General features: G+C 71.5%; 20 protein-coding genes and 1 pseudogene. 12 read left to right on the top strand and 9 right to left on the bottom strand.

The features are described 5' to 3' along the window. Positions 1 to 132 precede the first annotated feature (132 nt). Positions 133 to 1,062: an AraC family transcriptional regulator gene (locus ABT084_RS18405; RefSeq protein WP_351044663.1), complete on the bottom strand. Its 930-nt coding sequence runs from the start codon at positions 1,060 to 1,062 to the stop codon at positions 133 to 135. Positions 1,063 to 1,172: 110 nt separating this feature from the next. Between ABT084_RS18405 and ABT084_RS18400 the strand changes: the two genes are divergently transcribed. Next, positions 1,173 to 1,853: an NAD(P)H oxidoreductase gene (locus tag ABT084_RS18400; RefSeq protein WP_351044660.1), complete on the top strand. Its 681-nt coding sequence runs from the start codon at positions 1,173 to 1,175 to the stop codon at positions 1,851 to 1,853. A 236-nt stretch (positions 1,854 to 2,089) separates the two neighbouring features. Here ABT084_RS18400 and ABT084_RS18395 read toward each other — a convergent pair whose 3' ends face one another. Continuing rightward, the gene (locus ABT084_RS18395) at positions 2,090 to 2,962 is read right to left on the bottom strand and encodes a helix-turn-helix transcriptional regulator (RefSeq protein ID WP_351044657.1); all 873 of its coding nucleotides are present in this window, start codon (positions 2,960 to 2,962) and stop codon (positions 2,090 to 2,092) included. 188 nt (positions 2,963 to 3,150) lie between these two features. Here ABT084_RS18395 and ABT084_RS18390 point away from each other — a divergent pair, with 188 nt between their 5' ends. The 3 genes from ABT084_RS18390 (at position 3,151) to ABT084_RS18380 (ending at position 4,856) form a co-directional block, all read left to right on the top strand. Beyond that, entirely contained in the window at positions 3,151 to 3,912 is a 762-nt protein-coding gene (locus tag ABT084_RS18390) for an SDR family oxidoreductase (RefSeq protein WP_351044654.1), read from the top strand. A gap of 114 nt (positions 3,913 to 4,026) precedes the next feature. Then, entirely contained in the window at positions 4,027 to 4,440 is a 414-nt protein-coding gene (locus ABT084_RS18385; protein ID WP_351044652.1) for a TraR/DksA family transcriptional regulator, read from the top strand. Next, the gene (locus tag ABT084_RS18380; RefSeq protein ID WP_351044649.1) at positions 4,437 to 4,856 is read left to right on the top strand and encodes a hypothetical protein; all 420 of its coding nucleotides are present in this window, start codon (positions 4,437 to 4,439) and stop codon (positions 4,854 to 4,856) included. The genes ABT084_RS18385 and ABT084_RS18380 overlap by 4 nt, the downstream gene beginning before the upstream one ends. Before the next feature lie 103 nt (positions 4,857 to 4,959). Here ABT084_RS18380 and ABT084_RS18375 read toward each other — a convergent pair whose 3' ends face one another. Next, the gene (locus ABT084_RS18375; protein ID WP_351044646.1) at positions 4,960 to 5,658 is read right to left on the bottom strand and encodes a TetR/AcrR family transcriptional regulator; all 699 of its coding nucleotides are present in this window, start codon (positions 5,656 to 5,658) and stop codon (positions 4,960 to 4,962) included. Positions 5,659 to 5,835: 177 nt separating this feature from the next. Here ABT084_RS18375 and ABT084_RS18370 point away from each other — a divergent pair, with 177 nt between their 5' ends. After that, the gene (locus tag ABT084_RS18370) at positions 5,836 to 6,507 is read left to right on the top strand and encodes a DUF4386 domain-containing protein (protein WP_351044643.1); all 672 of its coding nucleotides are present in this window, start codon (positions 5,836 to 5,838) and stop codon (positions 6,505 to 6,507) included. Between the two features lie 393 nt (positions 6,508 to 6,900). Here the strand turns inward: ABT084_RS18370 and ABT084_RS18365 are convergent, their stop codons facing one another. Further along, positions 6,901 to 9,099, bottom strand: a complete 2,199-nt coding sequence (locus ABT084_RS18365) for an ATP-binding protein (protein ID WP_351044640.1) — start codon at positions 9,097 to 9,099, stop codon at positions 6,901 to 6,903. A gap of 271 nt (positions 9,100 to 9,370) precedes the next feature. Here ABT084_RS18365 and ABT084_RS18360 point away from each other — a divergent pair, with 271 nt between their 5' ends. Continuing rightward, complete coding sequence (locus ABT084_RS18360; RefSeq protein ID WP_351044638.1) at positions 9,371 to 9,715, top strand: hypothetical protein; 345 nt, start codon at positions 9,371 to 9,373, stop codon at positions 9,713 to 9,715. A gap of 303 nt (positions 9,716 to 10,018) precedes the next feature. On the opposite strand, the pseudogene ABT084_RS18355 reads toward ABT084_RS18360, so the two are convergent. The 3 genes and pseudogenes from ABT084_RS18355 to ABT084_RS18345 form a co-directional block, all read right to left on the bottom strand. Continuing rightward, positions 10,019 to 10,102, bottom strand: a pseudogene (locus tag ABT084_RS18355) (type I restriction endonuclease subunit M); the annotation flags it as partial. A 152-nt stretch (positions 10,103 to 10,254) separates the two neighbouring features. Further along, entirely contained in the window at positions 10,255 to 11,772 is a 1,518-nt protein-coding gene (glpK, locus tag ABT084_RS18350; protein WP_351044635.1) for a glycerol kinase GlpK, read from the bottom strand. 86 nt (positions 11,773 to 11,858) lie between these two features. After that, the gene (locus ABT084_RS18345) at positions 11,859 to 12,707 is read right to left on the bottom strand and encodes an MIP/aquaporin family protein (RefSeq protein ID WP_351044633.1); all 849 of its coding nucleotides are present in this window, start codon (positions 12,705 to 12,707) and stop codon (positions 11,859 to 11,861) included. 351 nt (positions 12,708 to 13,058) lie between these two features. Here ABT084_RS18345 and dhaK point away from each other — a divergent pair, with 351 nt between their 5' ends. The 4 genes from dhaK (at position 13,059) to ABT084_RS18325 (ending at position 16,973) form a co-directional block, all read left to right on the top strand. Continuing rightward, complete coding sequence (gene dhaK / locus ABT084_RS18340; protein WP_351044630.1) at positions 13,059 to 14,063, top strand: dihydroxyacetone kinase subunit DhaK; 1,005 nt, start codon at positions 13,059 to 13,061, stop codon at positions 14,061 to 14,063. A 130-nt stretch (positions 14,064 to 14,193) separates the two neighbouring features. Further along, positions 14,194 to 14,799: a dihydroxyacetone kinase subunit DhaL gene (gene dhaL / locus ABT084_RS18335; protein ID WP_351044627.1), complete on the top strand. Its 606-nt coding sequence runs from the start codon at positions 14,194 to 14,196 to the stop codon at positions 14,797 to 14,799. Further along, positions 14,796 to 15,035: a PTS sugar transporter subunit IIA gene (locus tag ABT084_RS18330; protein ID WP_351044625.1), complete on the top strand. Its 240-nt coding sequence runs from the start codon at positions 14,796 to 14,798 to the stop codon at positions 15,033 to 15,035. Before dhaL ends, ABT084_RS18330 begins: the two co-directional genes overlap by 4 nt. A 141-nt stretch (positions 15,036 to 15,176) precedes the next feature. Next, entirely contained in the window at positions 15,177 to 16,973 is a 1,797-nt protein-coding gene (locus tag ABT084_RS18325; protein ID WP_351044623.1) for a hypothetical protein, read from the top strand. A 57-nt stretch (positions 16,974 to 17,030) separates the two neighbouring features. Here the strand turns inward: ABT084_RS18325 and ABT084_RS18320 are convergent, their stop codons facing one another. Then, complete coding sequence (locus ABT084_RS18320; RefSeq protein WP_351044620.1) at positions 17,031 to 18,146, bottom strand: hypothetical protein; 1,116 nt, start codon at positions 18,144 to 18,146, stop codon at positions 17,031 to 17,033. 103 nt (positions 18,147 to 18,249) lie between these two features. Between ABT084_RS18320 and ABT084_RS18315 the strand changes: the two genes are divergently transcribed. Both ABT084_RS18315 and ABT084_RS18310 read left to right on the top strand, forming a co-directional pair. Next, on the top strand, positions 18,250 to 18,681 hold the full coding sequence (locus tag ABT084_RS18315; protein ID WP_351044617.1) for an OsmC family protein: 432 nt from the start codon (positions 18,250 to 18,252) through the stop codon (positions 18,679 to 18,681). A gap of 83 nt (positions 18,682 to 18,764) precedes the next feature. After that, on the top strand, positions 18,765 to 19,220 hold the full coding sequence (locus tag ABT084_RS18310; RefSeq protein ID WP_351044614.1) for an RpiB/LacA/LacB family sugar-phosphate isomerase: 456 nt from the start codon (positions 18,765 to 18,767) through the stop codon (positions 19,218 to 19,220). A 175-nt stretch (positions 19,221 to 19,395) separates the two neighbouring features. Here ABT084_RS18310 and ABT084_RS18305 read toward each other — a convergent pair whose 3' ends face one another. Continuing rightward, positions 19,396 to 21,117: an MFS transporter gene (locus tag ABT084_RS18305; protein WP_351044612.1), complete on the bottom strand. Its 1,722-nt coding sequence runs from the start codon at positions 21,115 to 21,117 to the stop codon at positions 19,396 to 19,398. Between the last annotated feature and the right edge of the window lie 34 nt (positions 21,118 to 21,151).

Raw genomic sequence — 21,151 nt, 5'->3', positions numbered from 1 at the left:
TGCCCCGCTCCTGGCGACTTCGCGGTCCTCGGACGGGTCGCTGCCGGCCACGGGCGCGTCGCCGAGGCGGCGGACGTACCGGCGTGCTGCGGTCCGGAGCGCGGAGCCCATGTTTTCTCGCGGTGCCGTGGCTCACGCCGCCGTGGTGCGGAACGTGCTGGGGCTGAGGCCCTTATGGCGTTTGAAGGCGGTGCTGAAGCCGAAGGCGTCGGCATAGCCGACGGTCTTGGCGATCTGGGCGATGCTGAGGTCGGTATCGGCCAGGAGTGCCTCGGCGTCGTCCATGCGGCATTCGGTGAGGTAGGTGAGGGGCGGGCGGCCCATCACCGCGGAGAAGCGCCGGGCGAACAGTGCCCGGGAGACGCCGGCTTGAGAGGCCAGTGACGCGACCGTCCAGCTTTCGGCGGGCCGCCCGTGGAAGGCGTGCAGGGCGGGGGCGAGGACCGGGTCGGCGAGGCCGCGGTACCAGCCGGGCGCATCCGCGCCCGCCCGGTCGAACCAGGCGCGCAGCGTGCAGACCAGAGCCCAGTCGAGGAGCCGGTCCATCAGCGCCTGCGAACCCGCGGAGAGCCGGGCGGCGTCGGCGGCGGCGTTCTCCAGCCAGGCGCAGACCTCGGCGTCCTCGGCGATGACCAGGACGGGCGGCAGGGCGCGCAGGAGCCGTTCGTGGCGGTGCCCCGAGGCACGGTAGGCGCCCACGATCAGCGCGGTCGCCGCCTCCGGGCCGGTGCCCCAGTGGATGCCGTCGAGTTCCTGGCCGGTGCACTCGGCGTCCACGGTGAAGCAGTTGATCTCGTACGCGGTGTGGGGGCGGTGGACCGTGGCCGCTTCGTCCGCCAGGCGGAACCGTGCGGGACCCCGGACGACGGCCGTGTCGCCGGCGCCGATCGCGCGCTCGGTGCCGTCGGGCAGCAGGAGCGTGCCGCCGCCGTGCAGCACGCTGACCATGGTGAGCGGAGCGTCGTCGGTGAAGGTGATGCTCCAGGGCGCCGTCAGGACGGCGTGGCTGACGACCGAGCCCTCGGCCCGGATGCCGCTCAGCAGTGCACTCAGAGGATCCACAGCGCAACCGTAGACGATCTCCTATGTTCTGAAGGGTTTCACCTATGGATCATCTACAGCGCCGCGGTTGTACTGGACTCACTGCACAGATCAAGCCCTCGGGAGACACCGTGCCGCAGCACAGCAAAGACGTCAGGACCGCCCTCGTGGTCGTCGCGCACCACCGCAGCGATTCCCTCACCGCCCATACCGCCCGCCGCGCGACTGACCAGCTCGAGGCCGCCGGCTACCGCATCGACCTGCTCGACCTGCACGCCGAGGGGTTCGACCCGAGGATGAACGTGGAGGACCAGCCGGACTGGGGCGACCGGGAGAAGCCGTACTCGGACGAGACCCACATCCACATGCGGCGGATCCTCGACGCCGATGTCGTCATCGCCGTCTTCCCGGTGTACTGGCAGGGTGTGCCCGCCATCCTCAAGGGATGGATCGACCGCGTATGGAACTACGGGTTCGCCTACGGCCGCAGCAAGCCCCGCCTGGCGGGTAAGCGCATGCTGTGGCTGGCCCTGGGCGGCGCCACCGCCGACGACCCCATCGCGGAATCGATGCAGTCCGTCCTCGAGGCCAGCCTGAGCGAGGGCATCGCCTACTACTGCGGCTTCTCCCGCTCGACCGTAGGCCTGCTCCTGGATGCGGAGGAGCGACCGCAGCGCCTCGACGCCGAAGGCAATCTGCTGGTCGGCGAAGCGGTCGCCGGTGCCGAACGGGAGGCCCAGTACACCGATTTCGACCGCCGGGCACGGAAGTTCGTGGAGGAGTTCCTCGCGGACGAACTCGTCGCGGCTTGACGGCCTCGATCGCCCCGCGGCGGCCTGCTGGATCGCGCGGGTGCCGGTCGGTGGCGACGTGGTCTCGGGGGCGACATAGTCACGGTGGCCACATGGGCACGGTGGCCACATGGGCGCGGTGGCGACATGGGCGCGGACGATGTCGGCGCCCCGGCGGCCGCGGCCAGCGTCCGGGAGGCGCGGCCGCCGGGCGGGGCGCACGCCTGGCAATTCCCCGAGGCGGCGGCGCGGGCTCGTCAAGGTGTCGTGGGGCGCGGGGCGTCCGCCGGTCTGTCGTGTGCTGTACCGGCGGAATCGGTGTGTGAGAGTGCGGCGAGGAGCCGCAGTTTCTCGTCGCTGTCGCTGTCCTTGTCGGGGTAGTAGACGACGAGGATGACGTCGTCGATGGCGAGTTTGTCGCGGTGGAGGCGTAGTTCACCGACGGCGGGATGGTGGACGGTGGTCGTGCCTCCGTCGAGACTGCTGACGTCGTGGCGGGCCCACAGGGTACGGAAGCGCTGACTGGCCAGTGCGAGTTCTCCGACGAGTTCGACGAACCGGGGGTTGTCGGTGTCGTCCCCGATGGTGGTGCGAAGGGCGGCGATGAAATCGGCGGTGGCTTTCGTCCAGTCCTGGTGGAAGGCTTGTTCCTCAGGATCAAGGAGGAGAGAACGAAGCCGGTTCTGGCCGGGCTGCAGGCGGGGGGAGAGCGCGACGGCCATGGGGTTGGAGGCCAGGACATCGAACGCGCGCCCTTCGACGAACGCAGGGATCTGAAGGTGGGCGAGCAACTCGTGCACGCGCGCCGGTACGTGCTCGGGGCGCTTGCGCCGCGGCGCCCTGGGGCGTGCCGCCGCGAGGCCGAGCAGATACGTCCGCTCGATGTCGTCGAGCCGCAGGACGCGCGCGAGTGATGCGAGAACCTGCGGTGAGGGGTTCTTGTCACGGCCCCGTTCCAGGCGCAGGTAGTAGTCGGGACTGATTCCGGCGAGCAGGGCGACTTCCTCGCGGCGCAGGCCGGGCACGCGGCGGTTGCCCCCGGGCGGGAGTCCTGCCTGTGCCGGGGAGACCAGTTCGCGTCGGGCACGGAGGTAGATGCCGAGCTGGTTGCCGGATTCCTCGTCTTTCATACCGACACCGTAATGCGGTGCGCGTGTCCCTGAGGGGGCCCTGGCAGGACCAGGGAAGACGGGGGCCCTGCCACACCCGGCGAATGCCATCAAGACTGCGGTGACACGTTTTAAAAGAGACAGAGAGCATCACTGTCTGCGCCGCGGGCCTGAACGCCGACGGCGCCCTGGACTGAAGGGAAGATCTCATGGATCTCTCCAACCGCACCGTTCTCATCGTCGGCGGAACCTCGGGTATCGGGCGAGAGCTGGCCCGGCGGTTCGCTGCGGCGGGCAGCACCGTGACCGTTGGTGGCCGCAGCCCGGAGGCACTCTCCGAACTCGCCGACGAAGGTTTCGGCACGTTCGGCATCGACGTCACCGACAGTTCTTCCGTGGCGTCTGTCCGTGACGCCGTGCTCGCCCGGTACCCGGAGCTGGACACCGTGGTGACGATGTCGGGCGTCATGCTCCTGGAGGACCTGCGCGACCCCGCCCACTTCGAGGCGGCGGCAACGACGATCGACACCAACCTGCTCGGCACCATCCGGGTCATCGACGCCTTCACCCCGCACCTGATCCGGCGGGGTACCGGCACCTTCATCACCGTCACCTCCGGCATCGCCTTCCTGCCGTTCCCGCCCATGCCCAGCTACGCCGCCTCGAAGGCCGCGGTGCACGCCTACTCCGAGGCACTGCGCGCGCAACTCGACGGCACCGGTGTCGGCGTCGTCGAGCTCGTCCCCCCGGCCGTCGCCACGGCAGGACAGGAGAAGGTGAACCCACACGCGCTGCCGCTCGACGACTTCGCCACCGAGGTCATGCACCTGCTCTCGCAGGACCCCACCCCCCACGAGATCCTCGTGAAGGGCGTCCTCATGCACCGCTGGGCCGAGCGCGACGGCACCTACGACGACCTCGTCGCACAGCGATCCCAGGCCCTGGCCATGCTCCCCAGCCGCCAAGGCTGACATCCCTCCCCTCCCGGTCGGCGGCCTCCTCGCTCATCGCCCGAACCCCGCCACCCGAACGGCCGGGAATCGGGGGCCGGGAATCGGGGACCGGGGACCGGCGTTCCCGTAGGCATGGACGATGCACCTCGGTCCGGTCAGGGCGAGCGCGGCCCGGCATCCGCCACCGCCATACGCGCACGCCTCGCGGCCGACCGCGCCGACACCTTGGCCCAGATCGCCGCGCTGGGTCGCGACTTCGACGCGATCGTCGCGGCGAACGCTCTGGTCGCGGTGGACGACGAGCACGACCCCGAGGGAGCCAGCACCGCTTTCGAGCGCTCGCACGTGGCCGCCCTCATCACGCGGGCGCGCGAGCACCTGGAAGAACTGGACCGGGCATGGGAACGGCTCGAACGGGGCGAGTACGGGCATTGCGAAGGATGCGGCGCGCCGATTCCGCCCGAGCGCCTGGAGATCCGTCCCGCTGCGACCACGTGCGTCCGCTGTGCCCAGGCCGACGTCCGCCGACCACCACGCCCGACGTGACACTCTTGAAGTTGGTCAACGAGAAGCAGAACCCCGCGATCTGCCCCCTGGCCGGGGAGATGCTGCCGCCCGGGGCGCAGTCCAGCACGAGGCCGGTGCCCAGAGTGCCCGGGAGTCCTCTCCGGCAGTCGTGCAACGTCAGGGGGTGCTCGCTGACGTTGCAGACCGCGATCTCCTGCCCGTCGATGCCGACCGGGAACGTCGGCGTGGCGGTGATGTCGGCAGCGGAGTCGGTCTTCCCCCGGTCGGCCACGATGTTGTGGTTCCGCGAGCTGACCGGAATCCGTGTGGTCCAGGGACTCCTGTCGTTGATCACCGCGGCACCCCCGCTGGGCATGGTGAGGGTGCCCCTGTTCCTGAGGTTCAGGCTGATCAGGGCGGGGATGTCACTGGTGGCCGAATCCCCGATCGGGTGAAGGGCGCTGGCTCCGGGATCCGCGGTGTTGATGTCGGCCACATAGCCGACGATCCCTGCGTTGTGGGCGGCAATCGGGCCCCCCGGTGGGGCCGCCGGTCGCCTCAGGGGCTGGACGTCCAGCCCTGGGCGTGGAGTCGTTCGAATCCGTCCAGGAGAAGGTCCAGCGCGAACTCGAACTCGAAGCGGTCGTCGCAGCCCTGGCCGATGACGGTCCGCCGGTCGTGGGCCACCGCCCGGGCCAGCTCGGTGACATGGGGGTACCGGCGGGCCATCGCCTCGTAGGCGGCCATCTGCGCCCGCTCGTCCTGCGGCGCGGTGCTTCCCGGGTCGTCGAACAGTTCCTCGGTGAAGCCCAGCACGCGGCTGCCGAGGGCGTGCATCACGTGGTGGGTGAGGTCGAGGGAGAAGCCGCCGTCACGGAACATGCCGATCACGGAGTCCAGGTAGGCCAGTACGGCCGGCGTCGCACTGGTGCGGGACCGGATCACCTGGGCCGCCCAGGTGTGTGCCAGGAGGGCGCCGCGTGCCCCGAGGATCCGTCCGCGGACCGCGCTCTTCCAGCCGGATCCGGGAGCCTGGCCCCCGATCTCCGCGACGACGACCTCCACCATGCCGTCCAGGAGTTCTTCCTTGTTGGCCACGTGCTTGTAGAGCGCCATGGGCACGACGCCGAGTTCCTGGGCGAGCCGGCGCATGCTCAGCGCCTCGATCCCGGCGGCGTCGGCGAAGGCGACGGCGGCGCGCAGCACTCGGTCCCGGCTCAGGGGGGTCCGGCGCTGTTCCTGCGGCTGCTCGGGCATGCGGGTTTCTCCCTGTTCCGTTCTCGGGATGGTGCGGGGTGGCGGCGGGCCGGGGTCTCGCCTTGACGAGTGTACGCCGTACACCTAGGGTGAGCGCCAGCTGTCGGGTGTACGCCGTACACCCCGTTGAGGGGGGTCTGTTTCCGCATGAGGTCAACCAGGAGAACCGCGGTCGTCGTGGGCGCACTGTTCCTCGTCACCGAAGTCGCAGCGATCGGCGGGCTCGCGCTGTACCGCCCCGCCCTGCACGACACCGGGTACGTCCTCGGCCCCGGCGCCGACACCCGGGTGTTCCTGGGGGCGTTGTGCGAGTTCGTGCTCGCGCTGGCCGTCACGGGCACCGGGGCCGTCCTGTACCCGGTGCTGAGGAGGAGGAACGAAGGGGCGGCGCTCGGCTACGTCTGCGGGCGCCTGCTGGAAGCCGCCGTCATCGTCGTCGGCATCATCAGCGTGCTGTCGGTCGTGACGCTCAGGCAACAGGCCGAGGGCGCGGCGGGGGCGGATGACGCCTCCTTGGTGGCGGCCGCAAAGGCCCTGGTGGCGTTCCACGACTGGACGTTCCTGTTCGGGCCGAACTTCGTCCTGGGGGCCAACACCCTCCTGCTGGCCGCCCTGATGTACACCTCGCGGCTCGTGCCTCGGTCCATCGCCATGCTCGGGCTTGTCGGCGGGGCACTGATCTGCGCCTCGGCGACCGCCGTGCTGTTCGGGGTCTACGAGCAGGTCTCGGTGATCGGGTCGCTCGCGGCCCTTCCCGTGTTCGCCTGGGAAGTGACGCTGGCCGTCCGCCTGCTCGTCAAAGGCTTCGACGAGGGCATTGGCGACCTCGTGCGCGCTGACGCCGAGTGACGGCTGTCCTCAGGGCATCCCGCTGACGTTCCACTGCGGACAAGGCGGCCCTTGTTGAGCTGGACGTGGCGTGCGCGCAGCCAGGGACGCCGACCCCGGTACTCGAGTGGAGTACGGGGGCCGGGCGCGGGGCCCGGGTTCGGTCCGGTCCTGCCCCGGAGCGGGCCAGGCACCGACCCTGCGCCGCGCACCCATCCCGGAGCGAGGGTCGCGGGCAGTCGCGCTGCCCGGTGTCGACATGGCCGGCTTCCTTCTCCTTATACGCGGAGACAGCCGTCGCACGCGAGCCTGGTCACCCGCTGACAACCGACCGCTGCCACCGCACCACCCACTCACATCCTGTTTGCCGCGGATGGAACGTGGCCAGGTCGTGGATCCTCCGAGTGACTCCGGTTACGTCCGGTTCGCGGAAGCGACGTCGCGGTCCAGTTCCCGGGTGAGCACCTCGTCGTGGATCTCCTCGGCGATCGCCCGAGCCTGTGCGAACCATCGCAGTGCCGCCGCGGTGGCACCGGCTTCGGCGCTCACTCGCCCCAGCCCCTGCAGCGCCCTGCCCTCGCCCCTGCGGTCCCGTAGCTGCCTGGTCATGTCAAGGCTCCTGCCGAAGGAACGGCCCGCGGCGTCCGCGTCGCCGTTGTCCAGCTCGGCCTGTGCGAGGCCACGCCATGCGTACGCCTCGGCCCGCCGGTCCCCGAGGTTCTGGAACTCGGCCAGCGCCTCCTGGAACAACGGGATCGCCTCGCCGACGCGCCGCTGGCCGTCCCGGACGACCGCGAGGCTCCGCAGGGCCTGGGCGGTGAGTCGACGGTCACCGGCGTTCCTCAACCGCTCGGCCGCCTCCATCAGACGCTCCGCGGCCGGCTCCCAATCACGCCGGTTGCGATGGATGATGCCTTGGAGCAGCATCACGGCACCCATCCCGTGCTGGTCGCCGGACGCTTCGTAGCCGGTCAGCGCTTCGCCGCACAGGGCCATTGCCTCGTCGAGGCGACCCAGGTCGCGCCGGAGCGCGCCGGTGTCGAAACGCGTAATCGCCTCGGCCCAGCGGTTGTTCGAGCGCCGGGCCGCGTCCAGGGCCAGTTCGACCGCGGTCCCCCAGTCGTCCCAGTCGGCCAGCATCTCGAAGAACGGCGCGCCGATGTGGGTGAGTTCCCAGGAGGCGTCCCAGAGTTCCCGCTCGTTCGCGAGCCGCACGCACGCCACGATGTTGTGCCGCTCGGTCATGAACCAGGTGACCGGGTCGCGCAGCAGCGCGTCGAGAGGGGCGTCGTCGACCTCGTGCCGCGGGTGGGTGCTGGTCTTGCGCACCTCACCGGGCTGGAACCGCTCCTCCGCCGCGGCCGCGAGGGTGAGGTACGCGCCCAGGAGCCGGCCCGTCGCCGTCAGGGCCTCGGGTTCGGGCTGCTCGCGGGCGAGCGCGCGGAGCAGGTCGTGGAGGCGGTAGCGGGCGGTACCCGTCTCGTCGGGGCCGATGGCGTCGAGCATCTGGGCCGACACCAGCGCGCCGATGTGGCGCTCGGCGACGCGCAGGGGGACGTCCATGAGCGCGGCGAGCGGCCAGGCCGCGAAGTCGGCTCCGGGAAAGAGCCCGAGCAGGCGGAAGGCCCGCTGCTCCGCCTCCGGCAGCCCTCGGTAGCTGATCATGAAGGTGGACCGGACATCGAGGTCTCCGATTTCGAGGTGGTCGAGCCGTTCGCGTTCGTCTGCGAGTCGGTCGGCAAGGTCCGCCACGGGAATGTCCGGCCGCTCGGCCAATCTGGCCCCGGCGATGCGTACGGAGAGCGGCAGGTGCCCGCACAGCGCCACCAGCCGCAGCGCGGCGGCGGGGTCGCCCGTCACCCGGTCCGCGCCCGCGACCCGGCCCAGCAACTCGACCGCTTCCGCGGGCTCCAGGAGGTCGAGCACGATCGTCTGGGCTCCTTCGAGAGTACTCAGCGGGCTGCGGCTGGTGACGATCACCGCGACGTCCGGGGCGCCCGGCAGGAGCGGACGTACTTGCCCGGGCCCGTTGGCGTTGTCCAGGACCATGAGCAGGCGTCGCCCGGCCGTCAGCGTGCGCAGCATCTGCTCTCGGTCGGGGCCGGCGTCCGGTATCGCCCGCGGGTCGGCGCCCAGGGACCGCAGGAAGGCGGCGAGGACCTCGTTCGGATCGGCCGGCAGGGGGTCGTATCCCCGTAAGTTCGCGAAGAGTTGCCCGTCGGGAAACTCGGACGCCGAGCGCTGGGCCGCGCGTACCGCGAGGGTCGTCTTACCCAGGCCCCCCTTGCCCGCTATGGCCACGAGCGGACCGGTCACCCGGTCCGGCGCGCCCAGTAGGGCGTGTATGCGCACGAGTTCCTCGCTGCGGCCGGTGAAATCGGCTATGTCGCGGGGAAGTTCGCGCGGCACCGGATGGCGCGGCAACTCCGGGGCTTGCGGGGGGCCGCCGGCCTGGATCCAGGCGAGTGATCCGCCGATGAACGCGGTCACCCCGGCGAACGAGTACTGCGCCAGTCCGACCTCGCCGAACGCCTGCCATCCGGCGGCGGCCGCCGCGAACGCGCCGGCGGCACCTGCCAGACCCACGAGCCACCGTGCCGCAGTTGAGTTCACGACGCGAATGATAGCGAGCACGGAACGTCTGTGCGGGGATTATCACTTGGCGGGCGGCCACCGAAGGAACCACCAAAGGAACCCTCCGTCGGTGCGGTGAGCGCGATCACCCACCACACTGAAACGCCCGGTCAACGTCGACGCGCGGGCCTGCCACGGCCTGGGTTCCAGGCGCGGTGGGCGGCGCGCAACGCGACGTTCCGCGGCTGATGGTCCGCACGGGGCTCAGGCCGGCCGTGGAGTGCGCGCTGTCGGTGCTCGAGGTGCCGTGGTGGACACGGAGTCGGGCGCCTATGCGAGGTCCTGGCTTCCGCAGGCGGTGGCCAAGGGCAGCTCGTCGCGCTGGACCTACGGGTCGGCCGCGGTGCTGCGGGATGCGGACGACCACCTGCGCTGGGGCAGGGCGCAGGTCATCGCCCCGGCGCAGGCGGCGTGCCGGTACGCGCGGTGGCGCAGGCCCCGGGTGGTGGCGCCCCCGGGCACGCCGCGGGCGCGCCGGGTCGGTTCGGCGTCGGCGGGTGTGCGGCCGGCCTGCCGCGCGCGCCTGCTGCGGCACACGTTCGCCGTGGTGACGCTGGAGCAGCTGCGGCGCGGGCACCTGGCGGCTTTGGCCTAGCAACGCCCGCGCCAGTGAGTGCCGGATCAGTCCCACCAGAAATCCCAGCGGTGGGCGCCAAGCCGGACAGCGCGATCGCCGAACGACGGCAGCGACGGGGCGGCCGGCTGCCGGAGTTCATCAGGAACCAGACGCAGACGCTTCGACGGATCAGCACCCCACGGCCCGGCATCGTGCCGCACGAACATCACGTCACGCGAGACGACCTCTAAGGCTTGAGTGGTGCGGCCGATCTGGCGGCCTGCTCGATCTTCGCGCAGTACGCTGCGCGGGCTTCCCCGTCGAGCTGCGTCTCGTGTTCGGCAAGCCGTCGAGTTTCCAGACCAGTGCCTTGCGGTCCCGCCGCAGTCTGCCGTACAGGTTGTCTTTCGCGAATTCATCGATCATGCGGCATGAGCCTGCCTTGGGCTCCTCGTGGTCTCAAGATCCAGTACATGGCCCCGCAACGACGGGCAGAGCCGAGGCCTGGCCATGGCCGCCTCCCGCCGACGCGGGGCTCCCCGGGGCGCCCCCTCCTCCCACGGCGGCGCCCTCGGGAATCATTCGACCGTGGCCCAGTCGAGCGTGCGCTCGACGGCCTTCTTCCAGCCCGCGTATCCCTCCTCGCGCTGCTCTTCGGACCATGTGGGCTGCCACCGCTTGGACTCCTGCCAGTGCGTGCGCAGTTCGTCCGTGTCGCGCCAGAATCCGGTGGCCAGTCCGGCGGCGTACGCGGCTCCGAGCGCGGTCGTCTCCGCGACGACGGGGCGGCTGACCGGTACGCCGAGCACGTCGGCCTGGATCTGCATGCACAGGTCGTTGGCGGTCACGCCGCCGTCCACCTTGAGGACGTCGAGGTGGACGCCCGAATCCTTCTCCATGGCGTCCACCACGTCGCGGCTCTGGTAGCAGATGGCTTCCAGGGCGGCCCGCGCCAAGTGGCCGTTGTCGTGGTAGCGGGCCAGCCCGACGATCGCGCCGCGGGCGTCGGAGCGCCAGTACGGTGCGAAGAGGCCGGAGAAGGCGGGCACGAAGTAGATGCCTCCGCTGTCCTCCACGGTGCGGGCGAGGCGTTCGCTCTCGGCCGCGTCACTGATGATCTTGAGTTGGTCCCGCAGCCACTGGATGGCCGAGCCGGTGACGGCGATGGATCCCTCCAGTGCGTAGACGGCAGGGTCGTCCCCGAACTGGTAGCACACGGTGGTGAGCAGGCCGTGCTGGGAACGGACCACTTCCGTACCGGTGTTGAGCACCAGGAAGTTTCCGGTGCCGTAGGTGTTCTTGGCCTCGCCGGGCGCGTAGCAGACCTGTCCGACGGTGGCCGCCTGCTGGTCGCCGAGGACTCCGGTGATGGGGATGGCCTCCCGTAGCGGGCGGGAGGTGCGGGTCCGTCCGAACGCCTCCGGGTGGGAGGACGCGTTGATGGTGGGGAGCATGGCACGGGGGACCCCGAAGAAGCCGAGCAGCTCGTCGTCCCAGTCGAGCGTCTCCAGGTCCATCAGCATGGTGCGGCTGGCGTTGGTCACGTCGGTGGCGTGGACACCGCCATCGGGTCCACCGGTGAGGTTCCACAACACCCAGCAGTCGGTGTTCCCGAAGAGGGCGTGGCCCTGTTCGGCCGCTTCGCGGACCCCCTCGACGTTCTCCAGGATCCATTGAATCTTGCCGCCGGAGAAGTAAGTGGCCGGTGGCAGGCCCGCCTTGCGGCGGATCACGTCGCCCTGGCCCGAGCGCTCCAGTGCCGCCGCGATGGAGTCCGTACGGGTGTCCTGCCAGACGATGGCGTTGTAGTAGGGGCGACCGGTGCGCGGGTCCCATACGACGGTCGTCTCGCGCTGGTTGGTGATGCCGATGGCCGCCAGGTCGGCGGCGGACAGGTTTCCGTGCCGGAGCGCGTTCTGCATCACCGAGTTGGTGCGTTCCCAGATCTCCACGGGGTCGTGCTCGACCCAGCCCGAGCGGGGCAGGATCTGGGAGTGCTCCAGCTGGTGCCTCGCCACCTCGTTGCCCGCGTGGTCGAAGATCATGAATCGGGTGCTGGTGGTCCCCTGGTCCACCGCGCCGACGAAATCAGCCATGGCGTGCCGCCTCTCTTGGGGATTGCGCCCGTACGGGCTCGCGCGCCGGGGCGGGTCGTCTCACGGCCGCCCCGGCGGGGGTGCGGTCAGCTCTCGTCCGGGGCCGGGACCCGTCCCGGGGGCTCCGGTTCGGCGGTGGGCAGGAACCTGCCGATGAAGAACTTGTACAGGCCCGCGCCCAGCAGGCCGCCGATGAGCGGGCCGATGATGGGCACCCAGTAATAGAAGTGCCCGTACTGGTTCCGCCAGGCCCCGCCGTACCCGGTGAGGAAGCTCGCCAGGCGGGGTCCGAAGTCACGGGCGGGGTTGATCGCGTACCCGGCGTTGGTGCCGAAGGCCATGCCGATGGCCACGACGATCAGGCCGACGATGAACGGCGCCAGGTTGGCGCCGGGGGGCGTGCCCAGCAGGTCGGTGACGGCGAGGATCAGCAGGAGCAGGATCGCCGTGCCGATGATCTGGTCCCGCAGGGCTCCCCACTCCGTGACCGGCAGGTTCGGATTGCCGTTGGCCGGGAGCGTGGAGAACACGCCCTGCGTCTTGATGGTGTGACCAGGGTCCACCTTGCCCAGGGCCTCGGTGTAGTTCCACCGGATGATGAGGGCCGCGACGAAGGCGCCGGCCGTCTGGGCCAGCGCGTACGGGGCCACCTTCTTCCAGGGGAAGCCCTTGAACGCCGCCAGGGCGAGGGTGACCGCTGGGTTCAGGTGGGCGCCGCTGAGCCGTGCGGCGACGTAGACGCCCAGGGTCACGCCGAGACCCCAGGCCCAGGCGATGCTGTCGTGGTTGCCGAGGCCGCCCGGGGGGTTCGTCAAACCTCCTCCGGCGACCACCTGGGCCACCACGCCGCAACCGAAGAGAATGAGGATCATGGTGCCGGCGAATTCGGCGGAGAGTTCGCCGACCAGCCCCGATCCCTTGAGGCGCTCAGTCATGGGTTCCGCTTCCCGCCGACGCGAAGGCCGGCTTCGACTGCCCCGAGTCCTCTTGTGCCACGTTGGACGGTTTTGCCATGCCAGGCGGGTCTCGCCACGTCAGGCGGGTCTCGCCACGTCAGGCGGGTCTCGCCACTCTGGACGGGCCGCCCTCGAGCGGCGGACCGCCGATACGGCAAAGGGGTCCTTCCCATCAGATTGTCTCTCATAACGCCTCTCGGCGCGGGGTGCGCACCTCGGGTGCGCACCCCTTGGCGCATGCGCGTGGAGGGGCGGCACACTGGGTACGGGGCGTGCATGGTGCGGGGGCACTCGTCCGCACGTCCGCCCGTCGCCACCGGGAGGCATCTGATGAACATGCTGATCAACAGTCCGCAGACGGTGGTCGCCGATGCCCTGCACGGGCTGGCCGCCGCCCATCCCGACCTGGACGTGGACGTCGAGGGGCGGGTCGTCGTACGCCGGGGCGCGCGCGAGGGCGGGCGGGTCGGTCTGGTGTCCGGCGGAGGTTCCGGGCACGAACCCCTGCACGGCGGGTTCGTCGGGTACGGGATGCTGTCGGCCGCGTGCCCGGGCGAGGTGTTCACCTCCCCCGTACCCGACCAGATGCTGCGGGCCGCCAAGGCCGTGGACTCCGGGCAGGGTGTGGTGTTCGTCGTCAAGAACTACACCGGTGACGTCCTCAACTTCGACATGGCCGCCGAACTGGCCGAGGAGGACGGGATCCGGGTCGAGCGCGTCCTGGTCAACGACGACGTCGCGGTGACGGACAGCCTGTACACAGCGGGGCGGCGCGGTACGGGCGCCACCCTCTTCGTCGAGAAGATCGCCGGGGCGGCGGCCGAGGAGGGCGCCCCGCTCGACCGGGTCGCCGCGCTCGCGCGGCGGGTCAACGAGGTATCGCGGAGCTTCGGTGTGGCGCTGAGCGCCTGCACCACGCCCGCCAAGGGCACGCCCACCTTCGACCTGCCGGACGGCGAACTGGAACTGGGCGTCGGGATCCACGGCGAGCCCGGCCGCGAGCGGCACGCCATGATGACGGCGCGGGAGATCGCGGAGTACTCCGTGGGCGCCGTGCTGGAGGACCTGGCCGCGTCGGGCCCGGGCGACGGCCCGGTCCTGGCCCTGGTCAACGGGATGGGTGCGACGCCGTTGCTGGAGCTGTACGGGTTCCACGCCGAGGTGGCGCGGGTGCTGGAGGCCCGGGGCGTGCCGGTGGCCCGGACGCTGGTCGGGAACTACGTGACCTCGCTGGACATGGCCGGGTGCTCGGTGACGCTGTGCCGGGCCGACGAGGAGCTGCTGCGGCTGTGGGACGCACCCGTGCAGACGGCGGCCCTGCGCTGGGGACGCTGAGCGGGGCCGTTGAGCAGGGGCCGTCGAGGTGGGCCGTTGAGCTGGGCCGTTGAGCTGGGGGCCGGAGGCCGGGGCCCGAGAGGACCGACGCGGGGGCGACCGACCGTGACGGACGAACCGAGGAGATCCGGTGCGTGACACAGAGTTCTTCCTGAGCTGGATGGCGGCCACCGCGGCCGCCGTGGAACGGGAGGCGGACCGGCTGACCGAGCTCGACTCCCCCATCGGTGACGCCGACCACGGCAACAACATGCTGCGGGGCTTCACGGCGGTCCGGGCCGCCCTGGAGGCGGATCCCCCGGCCACGCCGGGGGCGGTGCTCCAGCGCGTGGGCCGGACCTTGATCTCCACCGTCGGGGGCGCCTCGGGGCCGCTCTACGGGACGCTGCTGCGGCGCACGGGCAAGGAGCTCGGGGACGCCGTCGAGGTCTCGGACGAGGACCTGCGCGGTGCCCTGGACGCGGGGGTGCGGGCGGTGGCCGCGCTCGGCGGGGCCGCGCCGGGCGACAAGACGATGCTGGACGCGCTCGTACCGGGGGTGGCGGCCCTCACCACCTCGTACGGGGCGGCCCGGACCGCGGCCGAGGAGGGGGCCGTGGCGACGGTCCCCCTGCTGGCGCGCAAGGGCCGGGCCAGCTACCTGGGCGAACGGAGCGTGGGGCACCAGGACCCCGGCGCGACCTCGTCGGCCTTGCTGGTGGCGGCCCTGGCCGACGTAGCAGAGGGGTCCCGGTGACGGCGCCGGAAGCCGGCACGGGGCCCGCCGGCACGGGGCCCGCCGACATGGTGGGCATCGTCCTGGTCTCGCACAGCGCGGCGGTGGCCGAATCCGTGGCGGAACTGGCCCAAGGGCTCGCGGCCGGCGGCCCCGTGGCGCCGGTGGCCGCTTCCCTCTTCCCTCTTCCCTCCTCCCTCGGCAGGGGACGGCGGCATGGTGGCGGCGCTCCGGATCAGTCAGTGATGGAGCGGTAACAGAGTTGGAACCTTCAGGAGGCTCCGTACCCCTGTGAGGGAACACTTTCGGCCGCTACATTGCCCACGGCCCCACGCGCCTGCGCGCGGGCGGGAGTTGGGACAGGAGCGGGAGGGGCGGGGGAAATGAGCTCTGGGGTCTTGGCGAAAGTGGGCGGGGCGATCAGCGGGAAGACGGCGGCCGTGGTCGCTGCCGGAGCGCTGGTGGTCAGTGGCGGGGTGGGCGCGGGCATCTATCTGGCCGCGCAGGGGCCGCACGTCACGGTCGTGCAGCGCAGCGCGTCGGTGCAGGTGCCCGCGGGCGGCGAACAGGCGATCGTGGCGGGGTGTGAGAAGCACGAGACCGCGCTCGGCGGCGGGTACGCGGTCGACGGCGGCGGTTTCGCGACGACCAGCGAGTTCGTCGGTTCGGCGTGGCTGGCGGCGGCGTACAACCCGGGGGACGCACCCGTCACCCTCACCTCGTACGCGCTGTGCGTGAACGCCAAGCCGGAGTTCGCGCCGCACGAGAAGTTCACGGACCGGGCGCACGCCTTCAAGGACCATGGGTCGAAAATCGCCAGCAATGACGCCGGCCCCATCCACGACCTATCGACGGACGGCCCGTTCGCGGGGGCGTTCCGCACCGCGGAAGCGAGACCCACGTGCACGGGCGGCTTCACGATGCTCGGAGTCGAGTTCCGGGCGGCGCGCAACGTCCCCGGGCGAGGTGTGGCGCCCGTACCCCTGGACAAGCTGGCCACGTACGACGTATCCGGGAAGCCCATGCCCGCGACCTTCAGGGTCTCGGTCAATCCGGGTACGGAACTGAGCACGGGCTCGTTCCGGCTGTTCAACTCCGAGGCGGTGGAGCGCAAGACCCGGATCCTGGACCCCCAGCCTCCGCAGGCGAACTACGCCGTCGAGCTGCGGCCGGTCTGCGTCAGGCTGAAGGACGTCTCGATCGCCACCGCCACGGTCTCGGTCGCGGCGGGGGGCGCTGCGGACGCCACCGTGAAGTGTCCCAAGGGCCAACTGGTACTCGGCGGCGGTTTCCAGTTCCCGGCGGACAACGAGCAGGGCAACGGCCCGCAGCGCTATCTCGGTGACGGCTGGCTGTACGCGTCGGCGGACGGGCCCACGCCGGGGACGTCGGGACGGCCGGTGAAGGACTGGCACGTCACCGGTCGCAACCAGCAACGGGCCGCGACCGACTACCACGACACGGTCTGGTTGGAGCATTCCGATGGCGAGACCCTGACGGGCGACGGCTACTTCGACAACCACGCGCACGGCGCCGGCGACATGGAGGTGCGCATCATCCCCGTTCCCGACAGCCAGCGGATGGTCGCGAGCGCCGTGTGCGGCACCATCGACGCCGAGCCCACCTCTCCGGACAAGGGCGCCGCACCGCCCGCCCTCATCCACCCGAGCCTGCCGCCCGCCGTGGACCTCGGCCCCGCCACCGGCAAGCCCGCGCCTTCCGCCACCCCGAGCCCCGGCGCCTCCGGTACGTCGCCCTCGCCGAGCCCGAGCGGGTCGCCGGGCGCGTCCCCGACCACCCGTACGCCGACCACACCCGGCCAGACGCCGAGCGACCCGAACCACCCGCCCACCACGCAGCCGGGCAACTCGCCGTCCGCGCGGCCTCAGGCCCCGGCGGTGGCCATCGGCCGGCCCGGTGGCGGCGGCAAGCTCCGGCGCGGCTGCGAGGAGTCGTTCTCCGGTACGGCGCACACCCGCCCGGGCAACCGGTCCATCACCGATCCCCAGGCCACCACCTGGCAGATCATCGGACCGAACGGGCCGGTCACGATCGGCGCCGGGGCATCCGGCACGTTCCTGGTCCCGCTACTGGCGGACGGGACCTACCCGCTCGTCTTCTCCGCGACCGACACCGCCGCCGGGCTCACCGGGAGCGCCCGGATCTCGGTGCAGATCGTGGGGTGCCTGCGGTGACGCGCACACCGGCCTTGACCGGGGCGGCGGTGCGACGGCGGCGCTGCGGCGGCGGTGCTAGGACGCCCCGGTGACGTCGCCGGTGATGCCCCAGCGGTGCAGGTCCGCGGTCTTCGCGTCGTAGGTGAGCCAGGTGCCGTCGCCCAGGGGGCGGGCCAGGCTGTCGACGGGCTGCGGGTAGGCCACCTGACCGCGCACGCGCAGGGTGTGGGCGTCCAGAAGCCAGTGGCGGGCGAGTTCGGGGGCCTCGTCGTACTCGGTAGTGGTGGCGATGACGGTGTCGCCGTCGACGAAACCGCAGGAATAGTCCCAGGCCGGCAGGTCCTCCGCCTCGCCCTCGGCTTCGTCGGCGTCGGCGTCGGCGTCGGCGCCGTCCGCGCCGTCCGCCGCGGGCTGTCCGGTGGCCAGTACCGTGCCGTCCAGAGCGTGCAGCGTGATGTCGTAGCCGTAGTGCTCGAGCGTCAGGTAGCCCGCGTGTTCCGGGTGGACGTCGGCGAGGATCCGGTCCATCGTCTCGTTCAGGTCCCAGCTGGTGACCGTATGCCCGTCCCAGCGCGCCCAGTGCAGCAGGATTCCGTCCTGGCCCATGCCGATGCCCAGTCCCATGTGGACCCCGTCGGGGTGGGAGAGGTGGTTCGAGCCGGAGGTCACGCTGTCCAGGGGTACGCGGGCCAGCTCGGCCCCGTCCCGGGCGTCCAGGACGACCCAGCACTCCTCGTACTCCCCCTCCGCGACGACGTGCGCCCACACGAGCCGCCCATCGTCCGAGACCCGGCACGAACCGGACTCGAAGTCCCGGCAGATCTGCTGCTCGTCGCCGGAGTGGGCGTGCCCGACCTCCTGGTCCCAGCACCCGTGTCCGTACACCCAGAGCGTCACACCGTCCGCGCCGACGGCGCGTACGGACCGCTGGCCCGAGAAGACGGCGAAGGAGCCGTCCGGGCTCACCGAGTGCTCCCCGCTGGTCCAAGCCGGCCAGGGAACCGGGAAGGCGGCGACCGGCGCCCGCTCCCCCGCCCACAGCGCGTCCAGGTCATACACCTCCAGCACATCACCGCTGCGCAGCAGGGCACGGCGTCGGCCCTCACTCCGCGACTCCAGGGCGAAGCCACTGGTCAGTCCTTCCCCTCCGGGCAGGGGAACGGAATCGAGCAGCCGTACGGGAATCATCATGGCCAGAAGGTAGCGCCCGGCACCGACATCGCCCTGCCGCGGTCCCCTGTGAGCTGCGTGGTGCGTGCGAGGTGGCGGGGACGCGGGGGGTACCGTCGATGGCATGACTGCTGATTCCCTGCGCTCCGTCACCGTTGAGCGGACCGGTCCGAGCATGTTCACCGCGACCAACTCCCGCGGCGGCACTATCACCTTCGGCACCGGATCCGGCGAGGGCTTCACCCCCGTCGAGCTCCTCCTCGCCGCGATCGGCGGTTGCTCCGCGGCCGACGTGGACGTCGCCACCACCCGGCACGCCGAACCCACCGAGTTCTCCGTCGCCGTCCAGGGCCACAAAGTCGAGGACGCCGGCGGCAACCTCATGGCGGACCTGGAGGCCGCCTTCACCGTCCGCTTCCCGGAAGGCGAGGCCGGCGACCGGGCCCGTGCGATCCTGCCGCGCGCCGTGAAGACCTCCCACGACAAGCTCTGCACGGTCAGCCGCACCGTGGAGGCCGGGACCCCGGTCGCCGTGAAGGTCGTCGACGCGGGCTGACCGGCCGTGAGCGGATGACGGGGCCGCCTTTCCCCGCGCGACTCGCGGCGACCGTCCGTTCCGCGGCCGGTTAGTCTCGGGGCATGCGGATCTCCGTTTCCTCGGACATGGACGAACCCGTGGCTCGCGCCCTCCTCGGGCAACTGCGCGACCGCGGACACGATGTGGTGACGTACGGGGCACTCGACCCCGGTGACGATCCTCAATGGGCCGCCTGCTCGCAAGCGGCGGCCCGCGACGTCGCCGCCGGGAACGCCGACCAGGCCGTCGTGTGCTGCTGGACAGGTACGGGCGCGTCGATCGCCGCGAACAAGGTGCCCGGCGTACGGGCGGCCCTGTGCACCGACGCCTACACGGCCGACGGTGCGCGTCGCTGGAATGACGCCAACGTACTCGCGCTCAGCCTGCGCCTCACCTCGGAACCGCTCCTCAAGGAGATCCTCGACGCCTGGTTCACCGCCGAGGCGAGCACGGACCCCGAGGACCAGGAGAACGTGGCGCGCCTCGAACGGCGCGACAACACCAAACCCGCCCCCTGAATGAAGGCGGTCGCACCGGCGGGTGGGGGGCTCTTCCGCCCGTGGGGGCCGGGTCCACGACTTGTTGCGCCGAGGATCGCCGTCAAAGACGCCGCCCGTGCCGGACCCCGGGTCCGTTCCTCGCCGCCGTGCCGGACTTCTCCCTCACCAGTGAAGATCCGAAACCGGACCTCGGTCAGTCGATGCCTTCGACGATGCGGAAGTCGCGCTCGACGCCGTCGGAGAGGGCGGCCAGCGCCTCCTGGTAGGCCGCACTCTCGCGCGCCGCGACGGCCTGCTCGAAGCTGTCGAACTCGATCAGGATGGTGCGCTCGGCGATTCCGGCGTCATACGCCACGACCCGACCGCCACGGACGAGGACCCGACCGCCCCCGGCCTGGACGGCCGGACCGGCCAGCTTGTTGTACGCGGCCAGCTTCTCAGGGTCGGAAATGGTGCGGTAGACGCTGACCCAGTAGCCCTTGGGCATGGAACCTCCAGTGTGGGGATGAGTGCGTGTGACGTACGGGTTGGTCTCGGACGAGCGCCGGCGGGCGAGAGCGAGGCCTGTCAGCGTCGTGATCGCCATGGCGCCGATGCCGACCAGCGCCGCGGTGGTGTAGGCGCTGTCGTCGGGGAAGAGGTGGCCGCGGCCGGTGCCCGCGGCGAGGATCAGGCCGCCGATGGCGCTGCCCAGGGAGTACCCGACGCTGCGGACGACGTAGTTGAAGCTCATGGCGCTCGACGTCTCGCTCTTGGGGGTGACGGCCAGGATGACTCCGGGCATGGCGGCCGAGAAGCCGCCGACGCCGAAGCCGAGGACGCCCATCGCCACGAACAGTTCGGCCGAGTCCGACCGGGCCGCCGCGAACAGGGCGAACCCGCCGCCGACCACGACGGCGCTGCCGGCCAGGAGCAGGGGGTCGGCGATCCGCGTCCGGACCCGCGGCGTGAGCTTGCCGGCGACGAACCCCAGCACCGAGAACGGGACGAGGACCAGCCCGGCGACGAAGGTCGTCAGCCCGAAGCCGTAGCCGGCGCCGTGCGGCGTCTGCGCGTACCGGGTGATGAGCGTGAGCAGGAGGTACATGCCGATCCCGCCGACGAACATGGCGAGGTTGGCCCCGGCGACCGCCGGGTGCCGCACCGCCCGTACATCGACCAGGGGCGTCGTGCCGCGCAGCTCGATGACGACCCAGACGCAGAGCAGCACCACCGCGAGGACGGCGAGTCCCGCCGCCACGGCGAGGTGCCGGCTCCACAGATTCCGTTCGCCGGCGAGGAACAGCACCAGGAGCAGCGCGGCGGCCAGGACGACCGCGCCTGCCACGTCCACATGGGCGGAGCGGCCTTCGGGGGCTTCGGGCATGCAGCGCCACGCGGTCAGGAGGGCAGCGGCGGTGACGACCAGGCCGAGGCCGTAGGCGGCCCGTACCCCGCCGAGCTCCGCGAGCAGTGCGGCCAGCGGGTAGCCGACGCCGGCCCCGATGATCGAGACCACCGAGATCAGGGCGATCACGGCCGCGCTGCGCTCCTCGGGGAGGTGGTCCCGGGCCACGCCCATCATCAGCGCCGTCAGCCCGAGCCCGACGCCCTGTGCCGCGCGGCCGACCAGCAGCCACGCGAACGGCAGCGGCAGCGGCAGCACGGTGAGCGCGCTGCCCGCGACGACGACCGCCAGCGTGGCGAGGATCGTGGCCCGCCGGTGCGGGCCGGCTCCGAGCCGGCCCAGGACCGGCGTGGCGACGGCGCCGCTGAGCAGCGCGACGGTCAGCGTCCACTGCGCGCTGCCGAGCGAGACGTGGAACGAGGTCGCCACGCTGGTGATGAGCGGCGTCCCCAGGCTGGCGACCGCCGCCACGACGAGAGCGATGAACACCAGGGCGGGGACCAGCGGCCGCGCCTCGGAACGCGCCACCGGAAATGCCTTCACCCTGCCCCCGCCGACCGGC

The sequence above is a fragment of the Streptomyces sp. NPDC002138 genome, assembly GCF_040296485.1.
GTDB lineage: Bacteria > Actinomycetota > Actinomycetes > Streptomycetales > Streptomycetaceae > Streptomyces.
The sequence above is the reverse complement of the archived record's forward strand: the minus strand, read 5'-3'. Positions and strand labels throughout refer to the sequence as shown.